We start from the raw sequence: 23,169 nt of genomic DNA, 5'->3' as shown, positions 1-23,169 counted from the left end.
TGAATATGGCACTGACACTAAAGCAAGAGGCTTTCTGTCAGGCATACATAGAGAACAAAGGTAATGCTTCGGAGGCATACCGAACTGCGTATGCTACTGGAAAGATGAAGCTAGAATCAATTCACGTTAATGCAAGTAAGTTACTAGCAGACACTAAGGTTGCACTAAGGATTTCGGAGCTTCAGCAGGAGCACAGAAACAAACATGATGTAACTGTCTCTGGATTACTCGAAGAATTAGAAGAGGCTCGGCAAAAAGCATTGTCCGCTGAAACCCCGCAAGCATCAGCAGCAGTAGCGGCAACGATGGGCAAGGCTAGATTAACTGGCTTAGATAAAGTCCTCATTGATCTAACCGCTGACGTGAAAGTCGAGAATCGTTCTATCAAGGATATATTCGATGGCTAACCCTTACTTTAAACCATTTGCAGCAAGCGCCCCATACAAGGTGGCTTACGGTGGTCGAGGTAGTGGTAAGTCATATTTCTTTGCAGAGCTAGCGATTGAAGTATCGCGCAGAATCAAAACAGTCATTCTTTGCACTCGTGAGTTTCAGGGTTCGATTAGTGATTCAGTACATAAACTGCTTTGTGAAACCATCGACCGACTAGGTTATGAGAAAGAGTTCGAGATACAAAAGAACACGATCATTCACCTTGGCACTGGCGCTTCATTCGTATTCGCTGGAATCAAAAATAACGTCACCAAGATTAAATCAATTCAGGGTGTCGGTATTTGCTGGATTGAAGAGGCTGAGGCGGTAGTTAAAGATTCATGGGAAGTATTGTTGCCCTCAATTCGTGGAGATAAAAACGCCGAGATATGGGTTAGCTTCAACCCGAAAAACATTCTTGACGACACTTACCAGAGGTTTGTTGTTAATCCGCCAGAGGGTGCAATAGTCCTCAAGGCTAATTACGACGTAAATCCCCACTTCTACGACACGCCACTCCCTCAGCAAATGGAAGAGTGCAAAGAGCGCGACCCTGAGCTATACCGCCATATCTGGCTAGGCGAGCCAGTAGCGGATTCTGCACTGGCAATTATCAAGCCTGCATGGATTGAGGCAGCTGTCGATGCGCATATCAAGTTAGGATTTGAGCCAAGAGGTAAGCGAATTGTCGGGTTCGACGTTGCTGATGATGGCGAAGATGCTAACGCGATAGTCCTACGTCATGGCTCGGTTGCTTTGTCTGTTGAAGAGTGGCGAGGGCAAGACGTCATATTTAGCGCTGACAAGGTCTATGCAGACGCTGTTAAGAATAATGTAGATACAGTTATCTATGACTCAATCGGCGTAGGTGCTGGCGTTAAAGCTCAATTTAACCGCAAAGATAACCGCATTGTTACTGTCGGGTTTAATGCTGGCGCTTCCGTTGAGAAGCCAGAAAGCAACTACAAGCCCGGCAAAACAAACAAAGATATGTTCTCCAATTTGAAGGCTCAGCAATGGCAATTAGTTGCCGACCGCTTCTACAACACTTGGAGAGCTATCGAGCATGGTGACAAATTCACCGATGACCAGTTAATCAGCATATCCAGTGATATGAAAGATATCGAATACCTCAAAGCCGAGTTATCACGTCCTCAAGTCGATTATGACAATAACGGACGCGTAAAGGTTGAGAGCAAAAAGGATATGAAGAAACGCGGCATCCCTAGCCCAAACAAAGCCGATGCGTTCATTATGGCGTTTGCCGATGTTCGTGGTGGTCTACGAATTAACCCCGCAGCACTTGCAGGTATCTAATGAAATTATTCAAATGGAAAAAACGCCTGTCAAAGCGAGAGGCGGAGCTTGCTATTGAGCAAGAAAAGACAAGGCAGCTTGAGTTAGAGGCAAAAAAAGCCGCATCTCAAACGCAGCTAATGCAGATGATAGTCACTGAGGAAACTAAGCGGCAGCAGCCAGTTAAGATTAAAGCTCCTGAGCTTCATCCGTTGGTATTGCCTGAAGGTAAGAAATCGCCTATCGCAATGGATAGTTGCGGGACATATGAGTACGCCAATCAGTACGCTAGCCAAGATGTGGGATTCTACACTGGATTTCTTGGTTATCCTGCGCTGGCGATCATGTCTCAGTCTAGTGACTATCGCAGCGTTCCTGAAACCACAGCCAAAGAAATGACGAGAGAGTGGGGTAAGGTCAAATCACGCGATGACGGTGAGAATGCGGCCAATAAGTCAGACATTGTTTCTCAAATTAACCAAGCGCTTGAAGATTTCGGTATTCGTGACATTTTCAGGCGTCACATTGAGAATGAAATGATATTCGGGCGCTCTCAAATTTATCTCGATATCAAGGGGCATGATGATAAGCGTGATTTACCGCTACTTATCAACGAGGCAGGAGTAAAGGCGGGCGAGTTAAACGGATTTGCAGTCATTGAGCCTATCTGGTCAACGCCTAGCATGTACAACTCAACCGACCCGACTAGCCCTGATTTCTTCGAGCCTACTCAGTGGTTTGTGTTAGGAAAGAATACTCACGCTGATAGATTGCTAACCCTAATCATGCGACCTGTGAGTGATATCCTGAAGCCAGCTTATAACTTTAGCGGTTTATCCATGCTTCAGTTAATGAAGCCGTATGTCGAACGGTGGCAGCGTACAACTGACTCTATTAGCGACCTGATTCACTCGTTTTCGCTAACTGGTCTAGCCACCGACATGGAAGATATTCTTTCTGGCGGTAGTAACGCAAATATGGTTTTGCGTGCTCAGATGTTCTCGCAGATTAGAGACAATCGCGGGTTGATGCTTACGGATAAGCAGAAAGAAGAATTCTTCCAATTCAACACTCCTCTGTCTGGCTTGGATGCGTTACAGCGTCAAGCTCAAGAGCAAATGGCTGCGCCTAGTCACACGCCATTAGTTAAGTTGTTGGGTATCACGCCAGCAGGGTTGAACGCAAATAGTGATGGTGAAATTCGGATTTATTACGATTACATCTCATCACTTCAAAATGCTCACTTGTTGCCACAGCTAAACAAAATCATCGACCTTATTCAACTTCATCTATTTGGTGAAATTCATGACGGAATCTATTTCGAGTTCACACCACTTTATCAGTTGGATGAGAAAGAGATTGCTGAAGTAAATCGCACTAATGCGGAAACGGCTGAGAAGTTGGTGAATATCGGCGCGGTTGACGGTGAAGAGGTGAGGCAGACACTTGCAACGGACGAATCAAGCAAGTTTAGCTTTATCAACCCCGACAAGATAATCCCATCACCTTTTGGAGTTCCTGACTATGGAAGTGCGGAGGAAGAAGCCGAGTGATGCGGTGATGCCTGAAATTAAGACGTCAGAGGCTATACATGCGTGGTATTACAAAGAGCTAATGCAAATCCTCAAGGATATTCGAAAGGAGCTTGATGAGGCTCTCATTAATGAATATCACGGGAAAGCTAAAAAGGCTCTAGCCAATGACGGGATTTCAGACTGGATAGCCCATATCGCTGATTACATGCTGGATAAGTGGAATAGGCGACTTAACTCAATATCTGAAGAGGTCGCAAAAGACTTCATCGATAAAACGGTTGGCAACTACGATACTCGCTTTGCGGCAATGTTACGGCGCAAGGGGTTCACTGTTCGGATGCAAAATAGCGAACGAACACTCGACGCCTTGCGTGCTGCGATGGGTGAAAACGTTTGTCTCATCAAGTCAATCGGCACTGAGTACCTAAGCAAGGTTCAGATGCATGTCTGGCAGTCAGTAACGGGCGGATATGACCTCGCAACACTAACCGATAACTTGGCGCATGATTTTCATATAGCCAGAAACCGAGCAAGAACAATAGCGCGTGACCAAGCCAATAAGGCTCATGCAGTTATTGAACAAGCAAGGCGAAAAGAGCTAGGGATTAAAGAGGCTATTTGGATCCACTCTCACGCAGGTAAGCAACCACGAGAATCACACGTTAAGGCTCACGGCAAGAAGTTCGACATTGAAAAAGGTATGTATATCGATGGCGAATGGATATTGCCGGGTGAAAAAATAAATTGTCGATGTGGCAGTAAGGCAATTCTTCCATTTTAAATAGGGGCGGTCATGAAGATGACAGATAGCCTCGCTTTCGACAGTGGCACATCAATGCGGAGTAAGGACGCAAACGGACACCTAACCGTTGAGCGTACTGTGATATCTAAAGCCGCAGTAAATCCCTATTACGGTAGAGAGATACCAGATAGTGAAAGGCTTGGTTTAGAGCCTGAGCGGATTTACTACATGCTGCGTGACCCTGTCGAGTTAGAGCGAGCAGCAAACACATTCAGCAAAAAGCAATTACTCATCAAGCATATCCCCGTCGATTCAGACGAACCACAGAAACAATCAACCATTGGCACTATCGGCTCAAATATCACATTTGAGGACGGACGCCTGTTCGCTGATTTGTGCGTGTGGGATGGATATGCAATCGGGTTAATCGAAGCAGAAAAAATGAAAGAGCTATCCGCAGGTTATGGATATACAGCAGATATGACCAGTGGAGAGTTTGAAGGGCAGTATTACGACGGAGTTATGCGAAACATTATCGGTAACCACGTTGCATTAGTCGAGCGCGGCAGAATCGGGCGAGACGCTATTATTTCAGACCATCAAACAGTTGATTTGGAGAAATTAATGAAACTGAAAAAAGGTGCGCTTGCTAACATTGCCGCACAAACAAAAACAGCGTTAGGAATGGATTCAGACCTAACAGAAGCGCAACTTCATGCGATTGTGAATGCGGTTGCACTTGGCATGGATGAAGTATCTACCGAAGCGTTGGTGGGTGCTAAAGACGAAGAGGCTAAAAAGGCTGAAAACGAGAAAGAGGAAGATAAAAAAGCCTCTGACGAAGATGACGCTAAGAAAAAAGCCGAAGATGAGCAAACGCAAGCTGAACGAGATAATGAATCAGAAGCTATGCGCATCAAAGAGCGTGAAGAGCGCGAACGCAAAGACCGTGAAAAAGATAAAGCGATGGACTCGGCTATCAAGTTGGCTGAAGACCAAGCCGTTGCACGTGTGACTAAGTTATTTGAAGCGCGTGAGGAAGTTAAATCTCTGGTCGGTCAGGTTGCCATGGACAGTGCAGATGATGTCTACGCATATGCATTAAAGCAGTGTGGTGTGGATATCTATGGCGTTCATCCTAGCGCATTCAAAGCAATGGTTGGCATGGTTAAGCAAAATCGCGCTCAACCTCAAAAAGCAAGTCTAGGCATGGACTCTGCGGCATTCGCTGAAGACCCGTATACCACTCGCTTCAAACAGGCTTAATAAGGATAAATCATGACAGGTTTTCAAACTCGAATGAATAACGACTTGCCACTAGGTGTGGCGGGTGACTTTGCTTCAACTAACCCGCATTTCTCAATGCTGGCTGGTGAGGGGCAGTTAAAATCAGGTGCTACAGGTGTAACGGTTGGTTTATTTGCATGGGCTGACGAAAAAGGCTTAGTGACCAACGCTAAAACAGCAGGCGCATTGATTGGTTTCGTTCACCGTAACAATCAGGCGATCATCTCTGCATATGGCGAAGGTGCGACAATGTTAGTACCTAAAGGTCGTGAAGTCACCCTAATGACTGGCGGTGACTATTTCGTCAATCTCGAAGCGGGCGGTACTCGCGGTCAATTTATTGTTGCTGATGTAGCAACAGGTAAAGCAAAAGCAGTTGATTCCATCGACCCTGATGACGCAACAGTCGAAGCGACTCCGTTCCGTGTGGCCAAAACGGTTACTTCTGGCTTAACTAAAATGTCTAGCTCACTGTAAGGATAAGTAATGACACAATTAAATTTTAATGCGCTTGAGCAGCGAGCTGGCATTGTCTTTGCTACAGGTTACAACCCTCAAGCATTAACGCCGCTTGCTAAACAAATGGCAATGGATAGCGAGTTAGTGACCACGCCTAACGCTGGTGTGTTATCACTATTCACTACCTACGTTGATCCGAAATTAATCGAAACGCTTGTTACGCCAATGCGTATGGCTGAGATTTTCGGTGAGACCAAAAAAGGCGACTGGACAACTCAGACCGCGCACTTCCCAGTGATTGAATCCACCGGTGAAACGTCAAGCTACGGCGACTACAGCAACAACGGTCAAGCGGGCGTGAACGTTAACTGGCCTATGCGTCAACCTTATCACTATCAGACAATTATCCGCCTGGGTGAGAAAGAAATGGCGATGGCTGGTGCGGCTAAAATTGACTGGTCTTCTCGCAAGCAAATTGCAGCGGCACTGACGCTGAATAAGTTCCAGAACAAATCCTACATTTACGGGATTGATGGTCTGCAAAACTACGGCATCCTGAATGACCCCGATTCACTACCTAATGTGACGTCAACTCCATGGGAAGCAATGGACGGGCAAGGTGTTTATGACTCCATTCAAGGCAAACTGTATGGCGAGCTAATCAAGCAAACCAATGGTCACGTAGAAGCCTCTACCCCAATGGTGCTGTTATTATCACCGAAAAACGAAGTTAACCTGCACAAAACAAACCAGTACAACGTTAACGTGTATGACCAGTTGAACAAAAACTTCCCTAACTTAGAAATTCGCAGCATCCCTGAGTTTTCTACTGATGCGGGTGAGGTTGTTAAGCTGATCGTTCGTGAATATGAAGGTCAAGAAACATTAGACCTGAGCTTCACTGAAAAAATGCGCGTTCACGCGATGATCCCCGAACTGTCATCTTGGAAGCAAAAACGCTCTCAAGGTACTTTCGGCTGCATCATCTATCGTCCGATGTTCATTGCATCAATGCTGGTTTCTTAATCATTATCCTCGTTGTTAATCCTTGCCACCTTCGGGTGGCTTTTTTATAGGTGAATTTTATGTCTGAAGTAACAGTAGCGTGCAAATTGGCTAATGGCTTGTATCTGGATGTTGGTAATCAGCGAGTAACTGTAAAAGGTTTCGCTAATGGCATTCAGGACGAAAACGGCTTTGGTCTAACTCATGGTGTCGATAAGTCTATTTGGGATGCATGGCTAGAAGAGAACAAAGGTCGTGACATCGTTAAAAATGGTCTCATCTTCGCTCACGAAAAATTGAAAAGCGTTGAAGCTGAGTCAAAAGAAAAGAAAGACATTAGGTCAAAAACTGAGCGACTGAAGCAAGACTCTGATGGTGTGCAGACTGCCAAAGAGTAAGGGGTAACATGAATAATCGCGAACTGATGAAATATCGCAGCCAGCAAGCAGCCAGTAACATCAACGATGGCGTTGTGGAGTTTAACGTAGCTAAGTTTCGCGAGATTTATCCCAACACCAAAGGCACTGATGCACAGCTAGAATCAGCGTTCGTTAAAGCTGGACTACTCTTGCGTAATGATAGGTTTAGCTGCGTTAAAGACCTGAAAGAACGTGAAATGCTTCTATTCTTACTGGTCGCTCATATGGCCATGCTTCAATCCAATATCGAAGATGGCAACAGCGCGGTAGGTCGAGCATCTAGCGCAACCGAGGGAAGCGTATCTGTATCGCTGGACTATGGCACAACAACCAATGCCGAAAAGTGGTACACGCAAACGCCTTATGGTGCCGAGTATTGGGCTTTAACCAGTCAATACCGCTCATTCCTGTACACGCTTGGTGTTATGCCAATGCCTGTTTGGAGAGGTGGTTATTATGGCTAAAAGCAAACTTGAAGAAGCGTTGGAGAAATATCTAAACGGTAACTTGGAGTTGCGAGCAGGTATACTGGATGGAGCCACTTATGATGATGGAACGCCAGTAGCGCACGTTGCTTACATTCAGGAGTTTGGAGCAAGCATAAATCAAGCTGAAAGGACTGGGACGATTTACAGAAGCATTAGAAAGGATGGTGCTTTCAATAAAAACGGTAGGTTCGTTAAAGCAAAAAATGCCAATTTCGCAACAGAGCATAGTATTCCAGCTCACACCATAAACATACCCCCTAGACCATTTTTCCGGTCAGTAATTGCCAATGGGAAAACTACATGGTCGGCAATATTATCCAATGGCATTAAAAATAGAGGAAGCATAAAGGGCGGTATGGAGTATCTAGGCGGGGCAATAGTTGAAGAGTTGCATGCTTCAGTAATGACTTGGACTTCACCACCTAATGCGGAATCTACAATTGCCAAGAAAGGGTCAAATAGCCCACTACGTGACTCAATGAGGCTATCTAGATCATTTAGTTATGAGGTAAACGATGATCAAGGTTAGAGCTATCGCCAACGCGGCTGTTCAGGTGGTTAATAAAAACTTGCCTGCGACTCTGTTAGCCAATGAAGGTTTCGACATTGACGATGCTGGATATCAAACCCCTAAGTATTCCGAATATGAAATCTCCATGCAATTGCAAAGCCTGAGCACTCAAGACCTTGAGCATTTAGGGGTTGTAAATCAGCAAGGGGAATTTATCTACGGATATGCACGCGGGCAGATTGAAGCTATTCGTCGAGCGAAACAAAAAGGCGCAGATAAGATTAGCTTTGTTGCTTATGGCGAATCTGAGGTGTCTGAGTGGCTAGTAACCAAGGTCATAGAATCGTACCCATCATGGGTTAAGGTGCTTTTATGGCGGCAACAATAAGTGTTACTGAGCGCGATATATTCGTTGAACTTAGGCGTTATCTCATCGAGTTATTCTCGTGTCCTGTGGTAGTTGGGTATCAGAATAATGAAGCTATCCCTATCGACGGTATTGTCATGCACATGTTGTTTGAGCGCAATCTTGATTACACCTCTGATTACTGGAATCCAGCGATAGAAGAGATGGCGTCTCAGTCTTCAGTCGAGGCAACATTTCAACTGGATTTTTATGGTGCCGAGGCAAACTTACGCTCTCGTGTTGTAGCGAATCTTTGGCGAAGTAACTATACAACCTCGCGAATGACTAAATGCCAGCCACTTTATTGTGGTGAGCCTAGAAAAAATATCCTCGTTAACGAATCAAATCAGTACGAAAACAGGATGATGCTTGAAGTTAAACTTCAATATAACCCTGAAACAACATATCACGTCGATGGTGTCGACGAAATATCAATTACCACCACAAATATCTAAGGTAAAAATATGAAATCTATTCCGGCAAGCGATATCGTCCAGATATTGCCCGGTGTCGTTGGCACTGGCGGCAATCCACTGGCTCTTAACGCATTGTTTATCACCAAAAAGCAACCAGCATCGATGCTAGGCGTGAAGGCTTTCGGCTCTGCTGATTTGGTTGGTGAAGTGTTCGGCAAAGACTCTAAAGAGTATGAGGCTGCGCAGGTGTATTTTGCAGGCTTTGATAACTGCACAGTGTTGCCTGACACGCTATTTATCGCATCAATGGTTACGACAGCCCAAGCGGCTAAGTTAGTCGGCGCTAAGCTTCCAACTCGAACCGCTAGCGAATTTGCAGCGTTACCACAAGGTCTGATTTTAACAATCGATGGTCAGGTTACATCTGTGAACTTCGAAACTGAGGTTAACAGTTATTCATCTCTGGCGGCGGCAGTCACTACGGCTTTAGGCGCTGCGGCAACGTGTACCTATGACACAGGCGCTAAAGTGTTTGTCATCGAAGGGGTAACAAAAGGCGCAGTTGGCTCAATCTCGTTTGCTGAAGGTGATTTAGCAACGTTCATGGGATTAACTGAAGCATCTGGCGCACAAGCTAACAACGGCATCAACGCTGACACTATCGAAGAGCTACTGCCTCGCATCACCAAAGAAACGACAAACTTTGTTTCTATCGCGGCGATTGATTTTACCGCAGAAGAAAAGCTAGCAATTTCTCGCTGGGTCGCTCTGCAAAAAGACCGCTATATGCACGTTCTGTATCAAACAGAAAACGGAGAAGGTGAGCTAGAGACGATCAGCTCAGCAATTAAAGAATCCGATATCGGCGGCACGTGCCTGTTTTACGGTAGCCACAAACACGCAGCCTTTGTCTGTGGATTTGCAGCAAGCCTGAACTTTGATGAGCTGAACGGTCGCACAAACTTGGCATTCCGTGGTCAGGAAGGGTTAACGCCTTCAGTAACAGATAAAGCACTGGCAGATGAATTAATCGCGATGGGCTTTAACTTCTACGGTGCATACGGCACAGCCAATGACCGCTTCATCTTTGTTTATCCTGGTTCCGTATCAGGTAAGTTTAAGTGGGTTGATAGTTATGTGAATCAGGTGTTCTTCAATAACCAGCTCCAGTTAGCGTTAATGACGATGCTGAAAAGCTTTAATTCTGTACCGTACAACGAAACAGGTAAGGCAATTCATCGTTCTGCTGTGGCGGATCCGGTATTCCAGATGATTAATTTTGGCGGCATCCAAACTGGCGTTGAACTATCAGAGCAGCAAAAGAAACAAATCAACATTGAAGCTGGATTTGATGCGGCATCTCAAATTAATACGGCAGGTTGGTGCATGAAGATTGAAGACACACCAGCTCAAACACGCGGTCTTCGCAAATCAATGCCTCTGAAACTGTGGTACGCCGATGGCGGCAGTGTTCAGCAAGTTAATCTCCCATCAATCAACGTCCAGTAAGAGGTAAAACATTATGCCAATGGGACATAACCCAAGAACATTAACATCGGCAAATGCCGTTTTGATGATCCGCTGTAAGGGCGTTTATGACGAGTTCGTGAAGTTGCAAGGTTTTCAGGCTGATAACGCGTGGAACTTTGGTGACGCAAATATCGGCGAGACTCGCATGGGTGTCGATGGTAAACAGTCCATCGGCTACACGCCACACGAAACGCAATGGACGCTTTACTTGGAAGCAAACAGCGTATCTACGCAAATTATGGAAAACATTCGCAAGGACTTTAACGCGAACATGGAAGCCCGATTTGTGGATATCGTTGTCGAAATTCCATCAATCGGCAAACGTTACAGTGGCACTGGCGGGTTTACAACTCTGACAGGCGGGGCTAGTGGCAAGAAGCTACTCGACGGAACAAGCTACAACTTCAACATGGTCTTCGAAGGTGCTGAGGAAATCTAATGACGCTGAAATCAAAAACTATCACGATTGAAAAAGGTCGTGATGCTGGAATGATGTATCAAGTTACTGAAATGCCAATTGCCAAAGCGGATAACTGGGCGATGCGAGCACTGTTCGCTATTGCCAATGGCGGTGTGGACTTGGAAGGCGTCAGTCCAAATATGGGAATGCTGGGTATGGCTAATGTCGCAATCAAGGCGCTGGCAGGTATTGACCCAAACGTCGGCATCCCTCTGCTTGATGAGCTTCTGGATTGCGTGCAAACCATCCCGTCAGGTGGTACCGCTCGACCTCTGCTGCTGGAATCCGACGTGAAAGACCTCTCGACCATGTTCGTTCTTCGTAAGGAGGCGTTAGCTATTCACTTGGATTTTTTAGTGAACGGCGGTGGCTCCAGCTCGAACGATTAAAAGCAGGGTTACCGCTTCGTGATGGCGTTTTAGCTGAAACAAATAACGTATCTACTGTTGCGTACCAAGTGATAACCGCGAAGTACGCAACGCTTCACGAACTCCACACGATTTACAGTCTGGAAGATGTTTTAAACCTCCTAGAAATCCATCAGGTCGAATCGTACAACAAGCAACTAATGAGTGAGATAAACGATGGCAACGCTAATTGATACGCTTCTTGTTTCGCTAAAACTCGATAGCGGCGGTTTTGCTAACGATGCGAAAAAGGCGACAACTGAAAACGATAAGTTAGCGGACTCTATCGACGCTCTGAATGAAACGCTCGGCGGCGTAAATGAGACCCTAAAAGGTACGAGAGAGCAGCAAAAGAAAGCCAAGGAGCAAAGTGATAGCTTCACAAAGTCGATTAACAATGCGACTAAGGCACTAGCTGGACTCTTCACGACCATATTCATGTCAACGGGATTAACTAAGCTTATCGAAGATACGGCACGGTCAAATGACCAGCTTAATTTTCTAAGTAAAAATCTCGGCATGAATTCCACGCAAGTTAAGCGCTGGCAGGGTGCCGCCGAGCTGTCGGGTGGAAGTGCTGAGGGCATGGCTTCCAGTATGGCTAACCTGAACAAGTCTCTTTGGGATTTGGTGACGGTAGGTGATACCTCAATTCTTCCTTACTTTAACGCGCTGAACGTAGGTGTGGTTAAAAACAACGGGGAGCTGAGAAACCTCGATGATATCTTGCTGGATGTCGCCGATAGTCTGTCTCAAATGTCCAGACCTCAAGCCTATAACTTCGCTAAGAATATGGGCTTTGATGAAGGCACGATAAATATGTTATTGCAAGGTCGCCAAGAAATGGAGCGGCAACTTGCACTACAAAAAGATATCGTTGTTTCGTCTGAGCAAGAGTTAGAAATAAGCCGCCAGTTACAGCAACAAAATGCGCTGGTCGGGATGCAATGGGATGGGCTGAAAACGTTACTCGGTAACTACCTCATCCCTTATGCATTAAAGCTATCCGCTACGGTGACGGGCTTCCTTGGTTATCTGAACAAGAACAGAGATACCGCTATATTCATCTTCAAGGCGCTTGGAACGGTAATCGGTGTCACGCTAATACCGATTGTACTAAAAGCGGCTACGGCATTCTTGGGGCTGTTTGGTGCGATTGGTTTACTGCCTGCTCTTCTGTTGTTGCTCGGTGCCAGTTTATGGATGCTGTATGACGACTTCAAAAAGTGGAAGGAAGGCGGAGAATCATTACTCGGTGAGTATTGGAAAAAGTGGGATAGCACGATTACGCCGATACTTGAAAAGCTTGATGAGTTTAAAGACTGGTTCAAGGAAACCACAGTAGGTAAGTGGTTCACTGACCAAGAAGGTAATCTTGAAACTTGGAAAGTAGCACTGGGCGGTTTTGCTTTGTGGTTCGGCGGTAAATGGGCGATTGGAATTCTCGGTACATTAACAAAAGTTAGTGCTGGATTCATCCGTCTCTTCGGTTTGCCGGGCTTGCTCGTTGCGGGTGCGGTTACTGCCTTTGGCTTGCTGATTAAAGAGATTAGCGACGGTTTCGATAAGCTTGATGAGCTACTCGATACTGTCGGCGAGAAAACTGGGAATATCGCTAAGGCTGCTATTGTCCTGAATGATCCGAATGCGTCTGTAAAGGATAAGGTAAACGCAGGTCTTGAAGCATCAAAAGGTATTATTCCTGGTGCGGATATTGCTAGTGAAATTTTTAGCGGAAGAGCTGAGAAAGTATTTGGTAACTTATTTGGGGCAGGTAGCTATTCAGCTAGTGATGTTGATGTTCCTCGCTGGGATAAGAGGGTATTCAAAACTTCGAAAGGTGAAGTGGTTCGTGAGGGTGGCTCTAGAGCATGGCGCAATCATAATGAGGGGAACATTGAATATGGTAACTATGCAAAAAGACATGGAGCTATAGGAACAGATGGTAGGTTTGCTATATTTCCTAACGCTGAAACAGGCAGGAATGCAAAGAGAAACTTATTATTTAATAGCAGCTCATATAAAAATCTAACCTTATTTGATGCCATTAAACGTTACGCTCCTAAAGGAGAAAATAAACCTGTTCAATATTACAATGCTGTACGTGGCGCTGTTGGTTCAGATAAAAAAATGGGCGATTACTCCGATAAAGAGCAAGAAGTAATCCTTGAAGCATTTAAAAAAGTGGAAGGGTGGAAGGCTGGCAAGGAGTACAGCACGAGCCAATATGAAGGGTTGAGCAGTACAAAAGACTTTTTCTCGTCACTATCCAAGCCTTTAATTGGCGGAGTTAGCAGCCATGCTAGTGATTTTTTAAATCAAACCAATAAACTAAACTCTCAGCCTAAGACAGTAAACAATCGAACTGATGTTAATGTTGGCGGGATAACCGTTAATACAACATCAAGCACTATATCTGGAGTTGCTGAGGATGCGACTGATTCAATAGTTAATAGGGTGTATCAGTTAGTGCCATCCCTAAGTTAACATTTGCTTTAGTTTGCATTAAGGTAATGGCACAATAATTTAAATTATATTTTGAGGTTAGATGATGTTTAAATATCTTTGTGCCATACCTATTATCTTTTCATCTTACTGTATTTCGGCGGAAAATAATAACGACCGCGGACTTTATCGCGATAATAATTACAATGTGTTGGCACTGGCGGGTGAGTACACTTGCGGTGTTTATTCCTTACCGAATGACGTATCAGACTCCACTAAATATAACGATATTAGGGTGGGAACAGCTAAAGCTGAAGTAACCCCTGACATGTCGGATAACAGCGTTTTAATTTACATAGATTTAGACACAGGCGTTAAGATATCCACTCCTAGAATGCCATTGGTAAAGAAAGGCTCTGAAATGACTACTTATTTATCAGAATCTAAATCTGGAATTTTTGCTTATTTGGTATCTGAAAGCCACGGATGGAATGCGTTAGTTCAAAGTAAAGAAAAAGGCAATGAAGTTAGCATCAGGCTAGCCGATTGCAAATACGATAAAGCGCAGTAACCAGTAAGCCCCGAGGGGCTTTTTTGTTGGGTGAGCACCAAGTTTTTGTGTATGTATACAGTGGTTTGGTGAGTAAAAATGATCTTTACAACTAAAGCGCTTACATTATACTGTATATAAACACAGTTATGTTTGGTGTGATTTGTGATCATAAAACCAGTGTTTTTATTCACAGATGTATAAATTTAATTTATGTCCTAAAATTACGTAAAAAATTACGTGGATATTAGGGATGAAAACAAATTATTTTACTTACAGATATCTTCCTGTTGATGGTTACGTGCCATCAGAAAGCCTAAAAGACACAATAGATTCAATGATATCAAGTGGAAATAACACAGCAAATATGGCTGGAGAGTACTATGTCATTCAGCCTGTTGCTGGTGATGTATATACATTCATAAAGACTAACAGTAGAGATGTATTTAGAAAGCTGGATCTTAGTAATAATATATGTGTGGATTTATCTCAGATATTAACCGCAAATGAAAAGATAGCCTTCGCTTCATTCTTCATTATTAAGAGCAATTTAATTGGTTTTAGCAATACTTTGTACTCACCGAGAATAGGTAAGCTAGCTGAAATTTATGACTTGGTAATGTTAGCAAGAAACAATAATCACAATATAAATTTTGAACCGATAGCGAATCAGGTAACAGAACAAGAAGTACTTAACTATGCTCACGTTGGTAGAATAACAATGAAGTTAGATAAGTCTCAGAATCTGATTGATCGCCTAGGAACATTATTTGCGGGTAACGTTTCATACGATGATGTTGATTCTTTTGAGATAAAGATAATACCAAAAAGAACAAAAGACATTAAAGACACATTCTCAGGAGTGATGAACGCAATGCCTCAGGAAGTAACATCGGTTGCAGTGTCCGCTAAGGAACATATCGGGGATGTGGCTACTGATCTGAATGTAATCATGTCCAATACCGTTTGTGACTTTGTAAATATAAGTAGCACAACAGCCATAAACATACAGATGGAAAACAACTACACTAACAACTCAACTCTAAGAAACTTGGGTTATTAAGAGATAACTATATGAAAATAAAGGATTTAATTACAGGTCTCACTGTGGTCGCACTCTGCAATGGAGTGGGATTTGGTGCGCTTTACCTGTCAAAAAAATACCTTTTCCATACGGTTACCTTTAAAGACAACTTAGGTAACCTAGGCTCGTCTCTGGTTACCTACTCAACAGCAATGATGGCATTACTTATAGCTATGGTTGTTGTGATTTTTGGATTGGATGGGCCGAGATTAGATAACTTTAAAAAAGGTGGTTATCTACACACAACTTATTTTATTTATATGATAACTTTTCTTGAGCTTGGGGTTACAATGTGCCTGTCCCTGCTTTGCTTGTCTAACATACAAAGTATTAAGGTTGCATCATACTCATTAACTTTCGCAATGATAACTTTTTTACTTATAGGTTTCCTTGGGATTCAACTCTTGAACATAAAGAAAAATAATTAACTTTTTGTTTTCAGAAGGTAATACTGCCTTCTGCGGGGTTTTTATTGCCTGAACTCTGCATAGACGCCATTAAATAGACTTCAAATAATCACGCCACGCCTCTTAACTGAGGTTTTTCACGTTGGAGAAAAATCATGTTCGGAATGCCAGATATACCAAACTGGAAGAATATTCCTGACGCTGCCATTAACGCCGGAATTAGCTTAGGAGGCGGTGCGTTAATCAATACTCTATTCGGTAACTACTGGGGAATATTCAACGAGTTCGGCGTTCCATTGCTATTAGCTGACAACGTGATATCTCTTCAGTACCAGAATCAGAGTCGCGTAGTGAACGCACCGATTGAGAAGGGTTCTTTCACGAGCTATAACAAAGTAGCCGACCCATACAAAGCTACCGTTCAATTAAGCAAGAGCAGCGGTGGAACATTAGAGCGCGGGGCGTTTTTAGCGCAATTGGAAATACTCGCCAAGAGCACGCTCAAGTTTTACATCATCACGCCGGAGTATGTTTATAAGGGCGCAAATATCGTCGGTTTTGATTTTGCTCGGGAGGCTCGAGATGGCGCAACGCTGATTAAGGTGAACGTACATCTGGAGGAAATTCGCGAAGTAATCGTTAAGTACGACGAAGAAGAAGTGACTAATCCTGATGATGCGCGAATCAAGGACACTGGAGACAAAACGCAGCAAGTGTCATCCATGTTTTCTGGTGAGACGCTTGATGAATTAATGAAGATTATTGATGACCCCACCAAATCAGCATTACTGAAAACAAAAGAAGTGGCATCGGTACTTTATAAAGCAGTCTCTAATCTTGGCGGCGACCTAACTCAGATACAGCAACAAGCTGAGATGATAGTAGAGCAAGGAGTTAGCCTCCAATGATGACGATAATTCCAACCTCTCCAATTCCCAATCAAATTCTAACCTTCACGCTTGATACTGATGAATACGAGATAGAGCTAAATTCTCGTAGGAATAACCTGTACGCGACAGTGAAGAAGAATAACGAATACGTGGTTTGCAATCGGATATGTCGAAACATGACGTACATCTGTCAGTGGTTAATATTTGCAGACCAACAAGGTAATACAGACCCGATTTACACTGGATTGGGCGCTAGATATAAGTTGGTGTGGGCTGATGGCATTTAATCGAAAGAGGATCAGACTAACGCTGAAATTGAATGGTAAAGACGAAGTATTTACTTCTGATAACCAAAATAAGCTATCAGCCGTCGGTTTGCGTATTAGCGCTGATGTGACGTTTGGCTATGGCTCTCCGGCTCCATACGCACGAATAAGAGTTTATGGTCTACCTCAAGAGACGATGAATAAACTCATCACTGCAAAGTGGCAGAACGTGAAGGCGCTTAGAACATTAATCACTATTGAAGCCGCTGAGGGCAACGGTGATTTTGCTCAAGTGTTCAGCGGCGGGATATTCATGGCATTACCAGAATACTCAGAAGCCCCTAACGTATCGATTGTTATTGAGGCAATGTCGGCTGTTTTTGAAAGCAAGTTAGCGACAGCGGCAGAGAGTTATGAGGGTATTCACTCAGTCTCTGAAATCATTGCGGGGATATGCCAGCGCATCGGCTTTTCGTTTGAGTCAAACGGTGTTAGTGCAGTTGTTGATAATGCTTACCTGACTGGTTCCGACTTAGACAAAATCAGATGGCTATGCGCTAACACTGACCTAGACCTCTACCTTGGTAATAACAGCGTGGCAATAACCCCGAAGGGGGCAGTAAGAAAAATCAAGATTGCTGTCATATCCCCTGATACAGGACTCATCGGCTATCCAATTATCACAAATATCGGTGCAACATTCCGGTGTCTGTACGACCCGTCTATCCAGTTTGGTGCGCTAGTTCGCGTGAAAGGAAGTGAGATTGAAATGTGTAACGGGGATTGGCGAGTCTATGGAATGCGAGCGCAATTAGAGACTGAAATGGATTCTGGTCGCTGGTTCATGGAAATCGTCGGCTCAAACCTGAAGGACAAAAACGTACATGTCGCAAAATGAAACGGTATTACCGTATAACCCTGAAGACTTGGCGGGCGGTGCCAGAACGCAAGAGTTCATCATTAACAGCCTGATTGGAAAAATTGGTACTGTAACAATTTGCCGGGTTGTGAAGGTTAAAGGTGGCGGGGTAAATCCGGTCGGGTTTATTGATGTCAAACCAATGGTTCTTCAAGTGGATGGCGGCGGGAATATCTTCGATAGTGCCACTATCTACAATGTTCCATATTTTCGCTATCAGGGCGGCGACAACGCTGTAATCCTTGACCCAAAAGTTGGTGATATTGGGATTTGCCTAGTTGCGTCACGAGATATCTCACAGATAAAGCGCACCAAGAAGGGCGCACCGCCATCGACCAAGCGACAATATGATATTGCAGATAGTTTATACATCGGAGGCATACTCAACGGAACTCCATCCCAATACATTCGCTTCCTCGAAAGCGGAATTGATATTGTTGCGACAGGGGTGATTAAAGCCAAGGGCACAAAAATAATCTTTGATGCCCCAGTAGAAGCCACTTCGACGATTAAATCGAAGGGAGATATCACCGACAACACGGGCAGCGGAAATACTCAAACCATGGCGAGTATGCGCACTACTTATAACGGCCACACGCACAAAGCTAATGCCGAGTACGCCAATACAGATAAGCCAAATCAGCAGGTATAACCAATGAAAACACTGTTTCTATTGCCTGATACGTGGGACTTAACCCTAGACGTATCGGGTAATATTGCTATGGCTTCCGATCAGTATGCTATCGCTCAGTCAGTTGCAAATAAATGCAAGGTATTCATGCATGATATGTATTACGCACAAAATGAAGGTATTCCTTACTTAGAGAAAATACTGGGTAAAAATAGGTATTCATTATCTCTGTATCGCCAGCATTTAGAAGATGCGGCAATGTCAGTTGATGGTGTGGTGTCGGCTAAAGCTGAGTTAAGCACTGCGAATGATAGGGTGGTCAGAGGGAGGTTGATTTTCACTGACAGGCAAGGCAGAGAAGGAGCGATAGAATTATGATCCCCAAGCTAGAAATAACGCCAAATGGCATTATCACACCTACGACACAAGAGGTGATAAGCGGGCTGTGGTCGATGATGAGAGATACCTTTGGTGAAGGTCTAAACGAAGATATGGACACGCCGCAGGGGCAACTAGTTACAACGCTTGCGGCTATTATTACGGATGAAAGAAATCAGCTGGTTGAGTTATTTAATCAGTTCGACCCGAGATATGCCGATGGTCAAATGCAAAATGCCATTGGCTATATCTACTTTTTGCAGAGAAAGAAAGCAACGAAGTCAGTAGCCGAGTTAACTTTTAACGGTCTATCTGGCGTGTCGGTTCCAGCAGGCTTCAAAGTCCAAGATGACAATGGCAATACATGGTCAACATCGAGGGATGTTTTCATTATGAGTAATGGGCTAGCTGTCGTCGAAGCAACCTGTGATGTTGAGGGTATGATTTACGCTCAGCCAAACACAATTAATCGCATTGTTAGAAATGTTGGCGGCATTGATAGCGTAACAAACGTCAAGGCCGCGATAGCTGGGAGAAATACGGAAACACGACAAGAGTTTGAGCTTAGAAGGTCATTATCTGTTTCTCAAAATGCTAAGAACACAAACGACGCTACATACGGAGCTGTTTCCAATATCAACGATGTCATTGACTGCTATGTGATTGATAACCCTAGTGATGTCACCATTGCGGTAGGTAAAACTAACTATTCACTGATTAGAAACTCAATCGCGGTATCAGTTGTAGGCGGTGATGATAATGAGATTGCCAAACAGATTTTAACTAAAGCTGGTACCGGGTGCGCATTTGTTGGTAATACCACAGTGGCTTATGAAGACACAACTAACTTTCCGTATATGCCTCCGACCTACAGCGTTAAATTCATTCGACCAACACATATCCCCGTTGAGTTTAATGTGAAATTTGAGAATAAAGATTTGCTGACATTACAGGATAAAGAGGCAATTAAAAACGCAATCATTAATGAATTCAACACTGGAATAGGTAAGGGGCGAATAGCTAAGCGGCTAATTGCGAGTGATTACATTTGCTCTGTTGCTCAGTCAACTAGAAACAGATTGATATCTATTCAAATAGGAAGAAAGGGAGGCGCTTTAGGGAATTATATTGATTTTGGGATAGATGAGTTTCCAATCTTATCTCCCGATGACATAAGGATGACGTGATGGATAGCATTAACCCAACCTTAATGAGTCAATATGCAAACTCCCCAATTATCACTTCCATTCTTAAATCAGCAAACGAATCAATAGACCCATCGAATAATATAGATGACTTCTATTCCCTTGTTTTTAATGTTCATACAGCGCAGGGGTTCGGGCTGGATATTTGGGGGAGGATAGTTGGAATTGATAGGGGAATTTCTATTCCAGATCCAGACGAAGATTACTTCGGCTTTGATGGTACGGAAAAATATCTACCATTTAACCAAGCACCATTTTATAACGGCGATAGTAGCGAAAGCGCTTACATGATGTCTGATGAATCGTTTAGAGAAGTCATTATCATGAAAGCTTACGCAAACATCATCTACGCCACTGCACCCAATATTAACGCATTTCTGAAGGATTCATTCACAAGAGGAAAAGCGTATTACCTGATTACGGGGCATATGAAAGCGAGGTATGTGTTCGAGTATCGTCTATCCGAGTTTGAAAAGAATTTAATCTTTAACCACAACATCTTACCAAAACCTTGCGGCGTTGAAGTGAGTATCACAGAGCTGCCAGTGAGTGAATATTTCGGTTTTTATAAAACTGGATTCCAACCTTTCAATCAAGCGCCTTTCATAAAATAGGTACGAAATGAAAAATCCAAAATTAATAGTAAAGCCTTTCGCTAAGAACGGGCAGAAAAACGTCATCCCTGAAAACTATGAAACTAGCATGGATTCCAACCAAGCAACGTGGGATCAGGGTTTCGGGCAAATCACAATGCTACCTGTCGCAGCAGGTGGTTTGCCACCAAAAGGGCAGGACTTTAACGGAATTCTCAACCAGATTTCAGAGAATATTGTTTATCAATCTCAAGGTGGACGTTTTAAATTTTCTCCTGAATACGCCGAGTCAATTGGTGGATATCCGAAGGGGGCAATACTTCAGTCCGATGATGAAAAGAAAGAGTATCAAAGCTTAATCGATAACAACAAAGTTAACTTCAATACAACATCCAATATCTCAGCATCGTGGGAGTTGGTTGGCGCTAAGTACGCAATTAAAACCGAAGTTGATTTGGCTTTATTAAAGAAATTCGATAAAGAGAACATCTCTGGAATGCTAGGTAACGATCAAAGCAAGGTTCCCAGCCTTGGCTTATTGACCAATGAAGTTGGTAAGTTACAACCAAAAGGAAATTATCAGCCAGCGGGTGACTATGCGACGAATACAGCACTCAATAATGGGCTTGCATTAAAGTTTGATAAAACAGGCGGTGCAATCACAGGGAATGTGAGTGTAAGATCTGAATATATTGAAGTGGTTGGAAGTAATTCAACGATTCGAATTTCTCCATACCAGACCAGACCGATGATTAGTACCAGCATAGATGGCGGCGGCTGGGTATCAAATGAACTTCCAAAAACCGCAGGAGTTCTACTTAATAGCTCTAATATATCTCAATCAACAGGACAGTCCACCGAACTAGTTGTTAGCCAATCTGCGCTAACCAAAATGTTAGGTGAAAAACAACCAGTGGGCAACTATGCAACAAGCCAAGCATTGAGTGACGGGCTTGAATTAAAGTTTAATAAAACAGGCGGGGTAATCACAGGGAATGTGAGTGTAAGATCTGAATATATTGAAGTGGTTGGAAGTAGTTCAACGATTCGAATTTCTCCATACCAGACCAGACCGATGATTAGTACCAACGCCGGAAATGGATTTAAATCTCATGAGTTTCAAGATAAACCAGGGGTAATCGCTCACGTTAATACATTATCAAAAGGTGATAATGGCTACGAAGTTGATAACAACACGGGGTTAATCACGCAGTGGGGGAGAGTTAGTAACTTATCAGCGGGGGATGGTATTACCGTTCAGTTCCCGATCCAATTCACATCAAAATGTGTAAACGTATCAGCAACACTTATTCGCACGACACCATCTGCAACGACTGCTCATGAGTCAGTTTTTTCAAGCAACCCATCTACATCGGGGTTCACAATTTACAAAAGCGGAGGTGTAACACTTGACGCATTTTGGATAGCCCGTGGATACTAGGAAATACAATGATGAAACAAGAATATCTATTCAGTGCAACGACAGCTTCATTTTACCTGGCTGAATTAATGCAAAATTACATGGATGAGGGTTCAATTCCTGAAGATGCCACCCCTATTGACCATGCAGCATTTGTCGAATTTTCTGGAGAGCCACCTGCGGGGAAAATTCGAGGAAGTAATAAAAAAGGACATCCGGCGTGGGTTGATGCACCTCCGCCAACTAGGGAAAGTTTAATCGCATATGCAGAGCAACAAAAGCAAATATTCGCTGGCGAAGCTGAAAAAAACATTACTATGTTAGAGCGTAAAGTACGCTTAGGCATGGCAGAAGACGGTGAGAAAGATTTACTGACTGAATGGGAAATATACAGCATCAAAATTGCTGATATTGACACTTCACTAGCACCTGATATTGATTGGCCACAAAAACCTTAACTCTCTTTGTTGTACTCATACCCCTGCGGAAATCGCTTGCTCAATTCTCTGTAATGAACTAAACGCTCACGAAAATACTCGCGCAAGTGTTCGGGTTGCTGTCGCTCGACTTCAACATCGATAACTGGCTTGCCGAGTCTTTCTTTATATGCGACGCCGGAAGCGGCTAAATCGACATTCACTTTGTCTTTATCTTCTTTTGGTAGTTCTGCGAGATTGTGCATGATGGTTTTCTGTGGGGAATGAATGGCAGGAGTATAGCACGGAGGGTGAATCACTGTGACGAGCTGTGCCGAAATTGTGACGTGAGGATGAGAGGATTTTGTGCATGGGGCATATTTGGGGCAAAAAATTACCGCAAATGAACTCGAACTATCCAGCAGTTCTAAATCAGCTTGCGGTAATTGTCTGTATTTCCACGCTGTAACGCGAATATGCTAGCTTCCTTATTTGTATGCCGTCATATTATGTCAATGCCAGTGTGATTATCATTCTTTAATATTTATGTATTGATACGAAACGCAGGCAAT

29 protein-coding genes are annotated in these 23,169 nt (G+C 43.7%); 28 read left to right on the top strand and 1 reads right to left on the bottom strand.

The annotated features are described in order from the left end of the window. Positions 1 to 5 precede the first annotated feature (5 nt). From GKR71_RS00140 to GKR71_RS00010, 28 genes are all read left to right on the top strand, one after another. Positions 6 to 407, top strand: a complete 402-nt coding sequence (locus GKR71_RS00140; RefSeq protein WP_154633707.1) for a terminase small subunit — start codon at positions 6 to 8, stop codon at positions 405 to 407. Next, the gene (locus tag GKR71_RS00135) at positions 400 to 1,749 is read left to right on the top strand and encodes a PBSX family phage terminase large subunit (protein ID WP_154633706.1); all 1,350 of its coding nucleotides are present in this window, start codon (positions 400 to 402) and stop codon (positions 1,747 to 1,749) included. Before GKR71_RS00140 ends, GKR71_RS00135 begins: the two co-directional genes overlap by 8 nt. Further along, positions 1,749 to 3,281, top strand: a complete 1,533-nt coding sequence (locus GKR71_RS00130) for an anti-CBASS protein Acb1 family protein (RefSeq protein WP_154633705.1) — start codon at positions 1,749 to 1,751, stop codon at positions 3,279 to 3,281. The genes GKR71_RS00135 and GKR71_RS00130 overlap by 1 nt, the downstream gene beginning before the upstream one ends. Then, the gene (locus GKR71_RS00125; RefSeq protein WP_195848940.1) at positions 3,253 to 4,044 is read left to right on the top strand and encodes a phage head morphogenesis protein; all 792 of its coding nucleotides are present in this window, start codon (positions 3,253 to 3,255) and stop codon (positions 4,042 to 4,044) included. The genes GKR71_RS00130 and GKR71_RS00125 overlap by 29 nt, the downstream gene beginning before the upstream one ends. 12 nt (positions 4,045 to 4,056) lie before the next feature. Beyond that, entirely contained in the window at positions 4,057 to 5,271 is a 1,215-nt protein-coding gene (locus GKR71_RS00120; protein ID WP_154633704.1) for a DUF2213 domain-containing protein, read from the top strand. Positions 5,272 to 5,283: 12 nt separating this feature from the next. After that, positions 5,284 to 5,769 (top strand): structural cement protein Gp24, encoded by a 486-nt coding sequence (locus tag GKR71_RS00115; protein ID WP_230084979.1) that lies wholly within the window; start codon positions 5,284 to 5,286, stop codon positions 5,767 to 5,769. Positions 5,770 to 5,778: 9 nt separating this feature from the next. Further along, on the top strand, positions 5,779 to 6,777 hold the full coding sequence (locus tag GKR71_RS00110; RefSeq protein ID WP_108477888.1) for a DUF2184 domain-containing protein: 999 nt from the start codon (positions 5,779 to 5,781) through the stop codon (positions 6,775 to 6,777). Positions 6,778 to 6,836: 59 nt separating this feature from the next. Continuing rightward, a complete protein-coding gene (locus tag GKR71_RS00105) occupies positions 6,837 to 7,154 on the top strand; it encodes a hypothetical protein (protein WP_154633703.1) in 318 nt (105 codons plus the stop codon). 8 nt (positions 7,155 to 7,162) lie between these two features. Next, positions 7,163 to 7,639, top strand: coding sequence for a DUF4054 domain-containing protein (locus tag GKR71_RS00100; protein ID WP_230084978.1), 477 nt, complete (start codon positions 7,163 to 7,165; stop codon positions 7,637 to 7,639). Then, positions 7,632 to 8,192 carry a hypothetical protein gene (locus tag GKR71_RS00095; RefSeq protein ID WP_154633702.1) on the top strand — a complete coding sequence of 187 codons (561 nt, stop codon included), beginning with the start codon at positions 7,632 to 7,634 and terminating at the stop codon, positions 8,190 to 8,192. The genes GKR71_RS00100 and GKR71_RS00095 overlap by 8 nt, the downstream gene beginning before the upstream one ends. Beyond that, entirely contained in the window at positions 8,179 to 8,562 is a 384-nt protein-coding gene (locus GKR71_RS00090; protein WP_154633701.1) for a hypothetical protein, read from the top strand. Before GKR71_RS00095 ends, GKR71_RS00090 begins: the two co-directional genes overlap by 14 nt. Further along, positions 8,547 to 9,035, top strand: a complete 489-nt coding sequence (locus GKR71_RS00085; RefSeq protein ID WP_154633700.1) for a phage neck terminator protein — start codon at positions 8,547 to 8,549, stop codon at positions 9,033 to 9,035. Before GKR71_RS00090 ends, GKR71_RS00085 begins: the two co-directional genes overlap by 16 nt. A gap of 9 nt (positions 9,036 to 9,044) precedes the next feature. Beyond that, a complete protein-coding gene (locus GKR71_RS00080) occupies positions 9,045 to 10,505 on the top strand; it encodes a DUF3383 domain-containing protein (protein ID WP_154633699.1) in 1,461 nt (486 codons plus the stop codon). Positions 10,506 to 10,518: 13 nt separating this feature from the next. After that, positions 10,519 to 10,965 (top strand): phage tail fiber protein, encoded by a 447-nt coding sequence (locus GKR71_RS00075; protein WP_154633698.1) that lies wholly within the window; start codon positions 10,519 to 10,521, stop codon positions 10,963 to 10,965. Further along, positions 10,965 to 11,375, top strand: a complete 411-nt coding sequence (locus tag GKR71_RS00070; RefSeq protein WP_154633697.1) for a hypothetical protein — start codon at positions 10,965 to 10,967, stop codon at positions 11,373 to 11,375. Before GKR71_RS00075 ends, GKR71_RS00070 begins: the two co-directional genes overlap by 1 nt. 195 nt (positions 11,376 to 11,570) lie before the next feature. Beyond that, positions 11,571 to 13,880, top strand: coding sequence for a hypothetical protein (locus GKR71_RS00065; protein WP_154633696.1), 2,310 nt, complete (start codon positions 11,571 to 11,573; stop codon positions 13,878 to 13,880). A 64-nt stretch (positions 13,881 to 13,944) separates the two neighbouring features. Further along, positions 13,945 to 14,409 carry a hypothetical protein gene (locus tag GKR71_RS00060; RefSeq protein WP_154633695.1) on the top strand — a complete coding sequence of 155 codons (465 nt, stop codon included), beginning with the start codon at positions 13,945 to 13,947 and terminating at the stop codon, positions 14,407 to 14,409. Positions 14,410 to 14,641: 232 nt separating this feature from the next. Then, a complete protein-coding gene (locus GKR71_RS00055) occupies positions 14,642 to 15,451 on the top strand; it encodes a hypothetical protein (protein ID WP_154633694.1) in 810 nt (269 codons plus the stop codon). 11 nt (positions 15,452 to 15,462) lie between these two features. Beyond that, entirely contained in the window at positions 15,463 to 15,900 is a 438-nt protein-coding gene (locus GKR71_RS00050; protein WP_154633693.1) for a hypothetical protein, read from the top strand. Between the two features lie 134 nt (positions 15,901 to 16,034). Beyond that, the gene (locus tag GKR71_RS00045) at positions 16,035 to 16,787 is read left to right on the top strand and encodes a phage baseplate protein (RefSeq protein WP_195848939.1); all 753 of its coding nucleotides are present in this window, start codon (positions 16,035 to 16,037) and stop codon (positions 16,785 to 16,787) included. Beyond that, on the top strand, positions 16,784 to 17,056 hold the full coding sequence (locus tag GKR71_RS20485; protein WP_108477903.1) for a phage baseplate plug family protein: 273 nt from the start codon (positions 16,784 to 16,786) through the stop codon (positions 17,054 to 17,056). Before GKR71_RS00045 ends, GKR71_RS20485 begins: the two co-directional genes overlap by 4 nt. After that, positions 17,046 to 17,933 (top strand): baseplate hub protein, encoded by an 888-nt coding sequence (locus GKR71_RS00040; RefSeq protein WP_154633692.1) that lies wholly within the window; start codon positions 17,046 to 17,048, stop codon positions 17,931 to 17,933. The genes GKR71_RS20485 and GKR71_RS00040 overlap by 11 nt, the downstream gene beginning before the upstream one ends. After that, positions 17,920 to 18,606: a phage baseplate protein gene (locus GKR71_RS00035; RefSeq protein WP_154633691.1), complete on the top strand. Its 687-nt coding sequence runs from the start codon at positions 17,920 to 17,922 to the stop codon at positions 18,604 to 18,606. The genes GKR71_RS00040 and GKR71_RS00035 overlap by 14 nt, the downstream gene beginning before the upstream one ends. 3 nt (positions 18,607 to 18,609) lie before the next feature. Further along, positions 18,610 to 18,963, top strand: coding sequence for a hypothetical protein (locus GKR71_RS00030; protein WP_154633690.1), 354 nt, complete (start codon positions 18,610 to 18,612; stop codon positions 18,961 to 18,963). Next, the gene (locus GKR71_RS00025) at positions 18,960 to 20,150 is read left to right on the top strand and encodes a baseplate J/gp47 family protein (RefSeq protein WP_154633689.1); all 1,191 of its coding nucleotides are present in this window, start codon (positions 18,960 to 18,962) and stop codon (positions 20,148 to 20,150) included. Before GKR71_RS00030 ends, GKR71_RS00025 begins: the two co-directional genes overlap by 4 nt. Continuing rightward, the gene (locus tag GKR71_RS00020; protein ID WP_154633688.1) at positions 20,150 to 20,782 is read left to right on the top strand and encodes a DUF2612 domain-containing protein; all 633 of its coding nucleotides are present in this window, start codon (positions 20,150 to 20,152) and stop codon (positions 20,780 to 20,782) included. Before GKR71_RS00025 ends, GKR71_RS00020 begins: the two co-directional genes overlap by 1 nt. 7 nt (positions 20,783 to 20,789) lie before the next feature. After that, positions 20,790 to 22,202, top strand: coding sequence for a gp53-like domain-containing protein (locus tag GKR71_RS00015; RefSeq protein ID WP_154633687.1), 1,413 nt, complete (start codon positions 20,790 to 20,792; stop codon positions 22,200 to 22,202). Positions 22,203 to 22,210: 8 nt separating this feature from the next. Further along, positions 22,211 to 22,639 carry a tail fiber assembly protein gene (locus tag GKR71_RS00010; RefSeq protein WP_154633686.1) on the top strand — a complete coding sequence of 143 codons (429 nt, stop codon included), beginning with the start codon at positions 22,211 to 22,213 and terminating at the stop codon, positions 22,637 to 22,639. Here GKR71_RS00010 and GKR71_RS00005 read toward each other — a convergent pair. Beyond that, positions 22,636 to 22,863 (bottom strand): DNA polymerase III subunit theta, encoded by a 228-nt coding sequence (locus GKR71_RS00005; RefSeq protein ID WP_154633742.1) that lies wholly within the window; start codon positions 22,861 to 22,863, stop codon positions 22,636 to 22,638. The two genes, GKR71_RS00010 and GKR71_RS00005, sit on opposite strands and share 4 nt — an antisense overlap. Positions 22,864 to 23,169: the final 306 nt, after the last annotated feature.

Source organism: Providencia sp. wls1922 (assembly GCF_009706505.1).
Taxonomy (GTDB): Bacteria; Pseudomonadota; Gammaproteobacteria; order Enterobacterales; family Enterobacteriaceae; genus Providencia; species Providencia lanzhouensis.
This window is presented reverse-complemented; position numbering and strand designations above follow the sequence as displayed.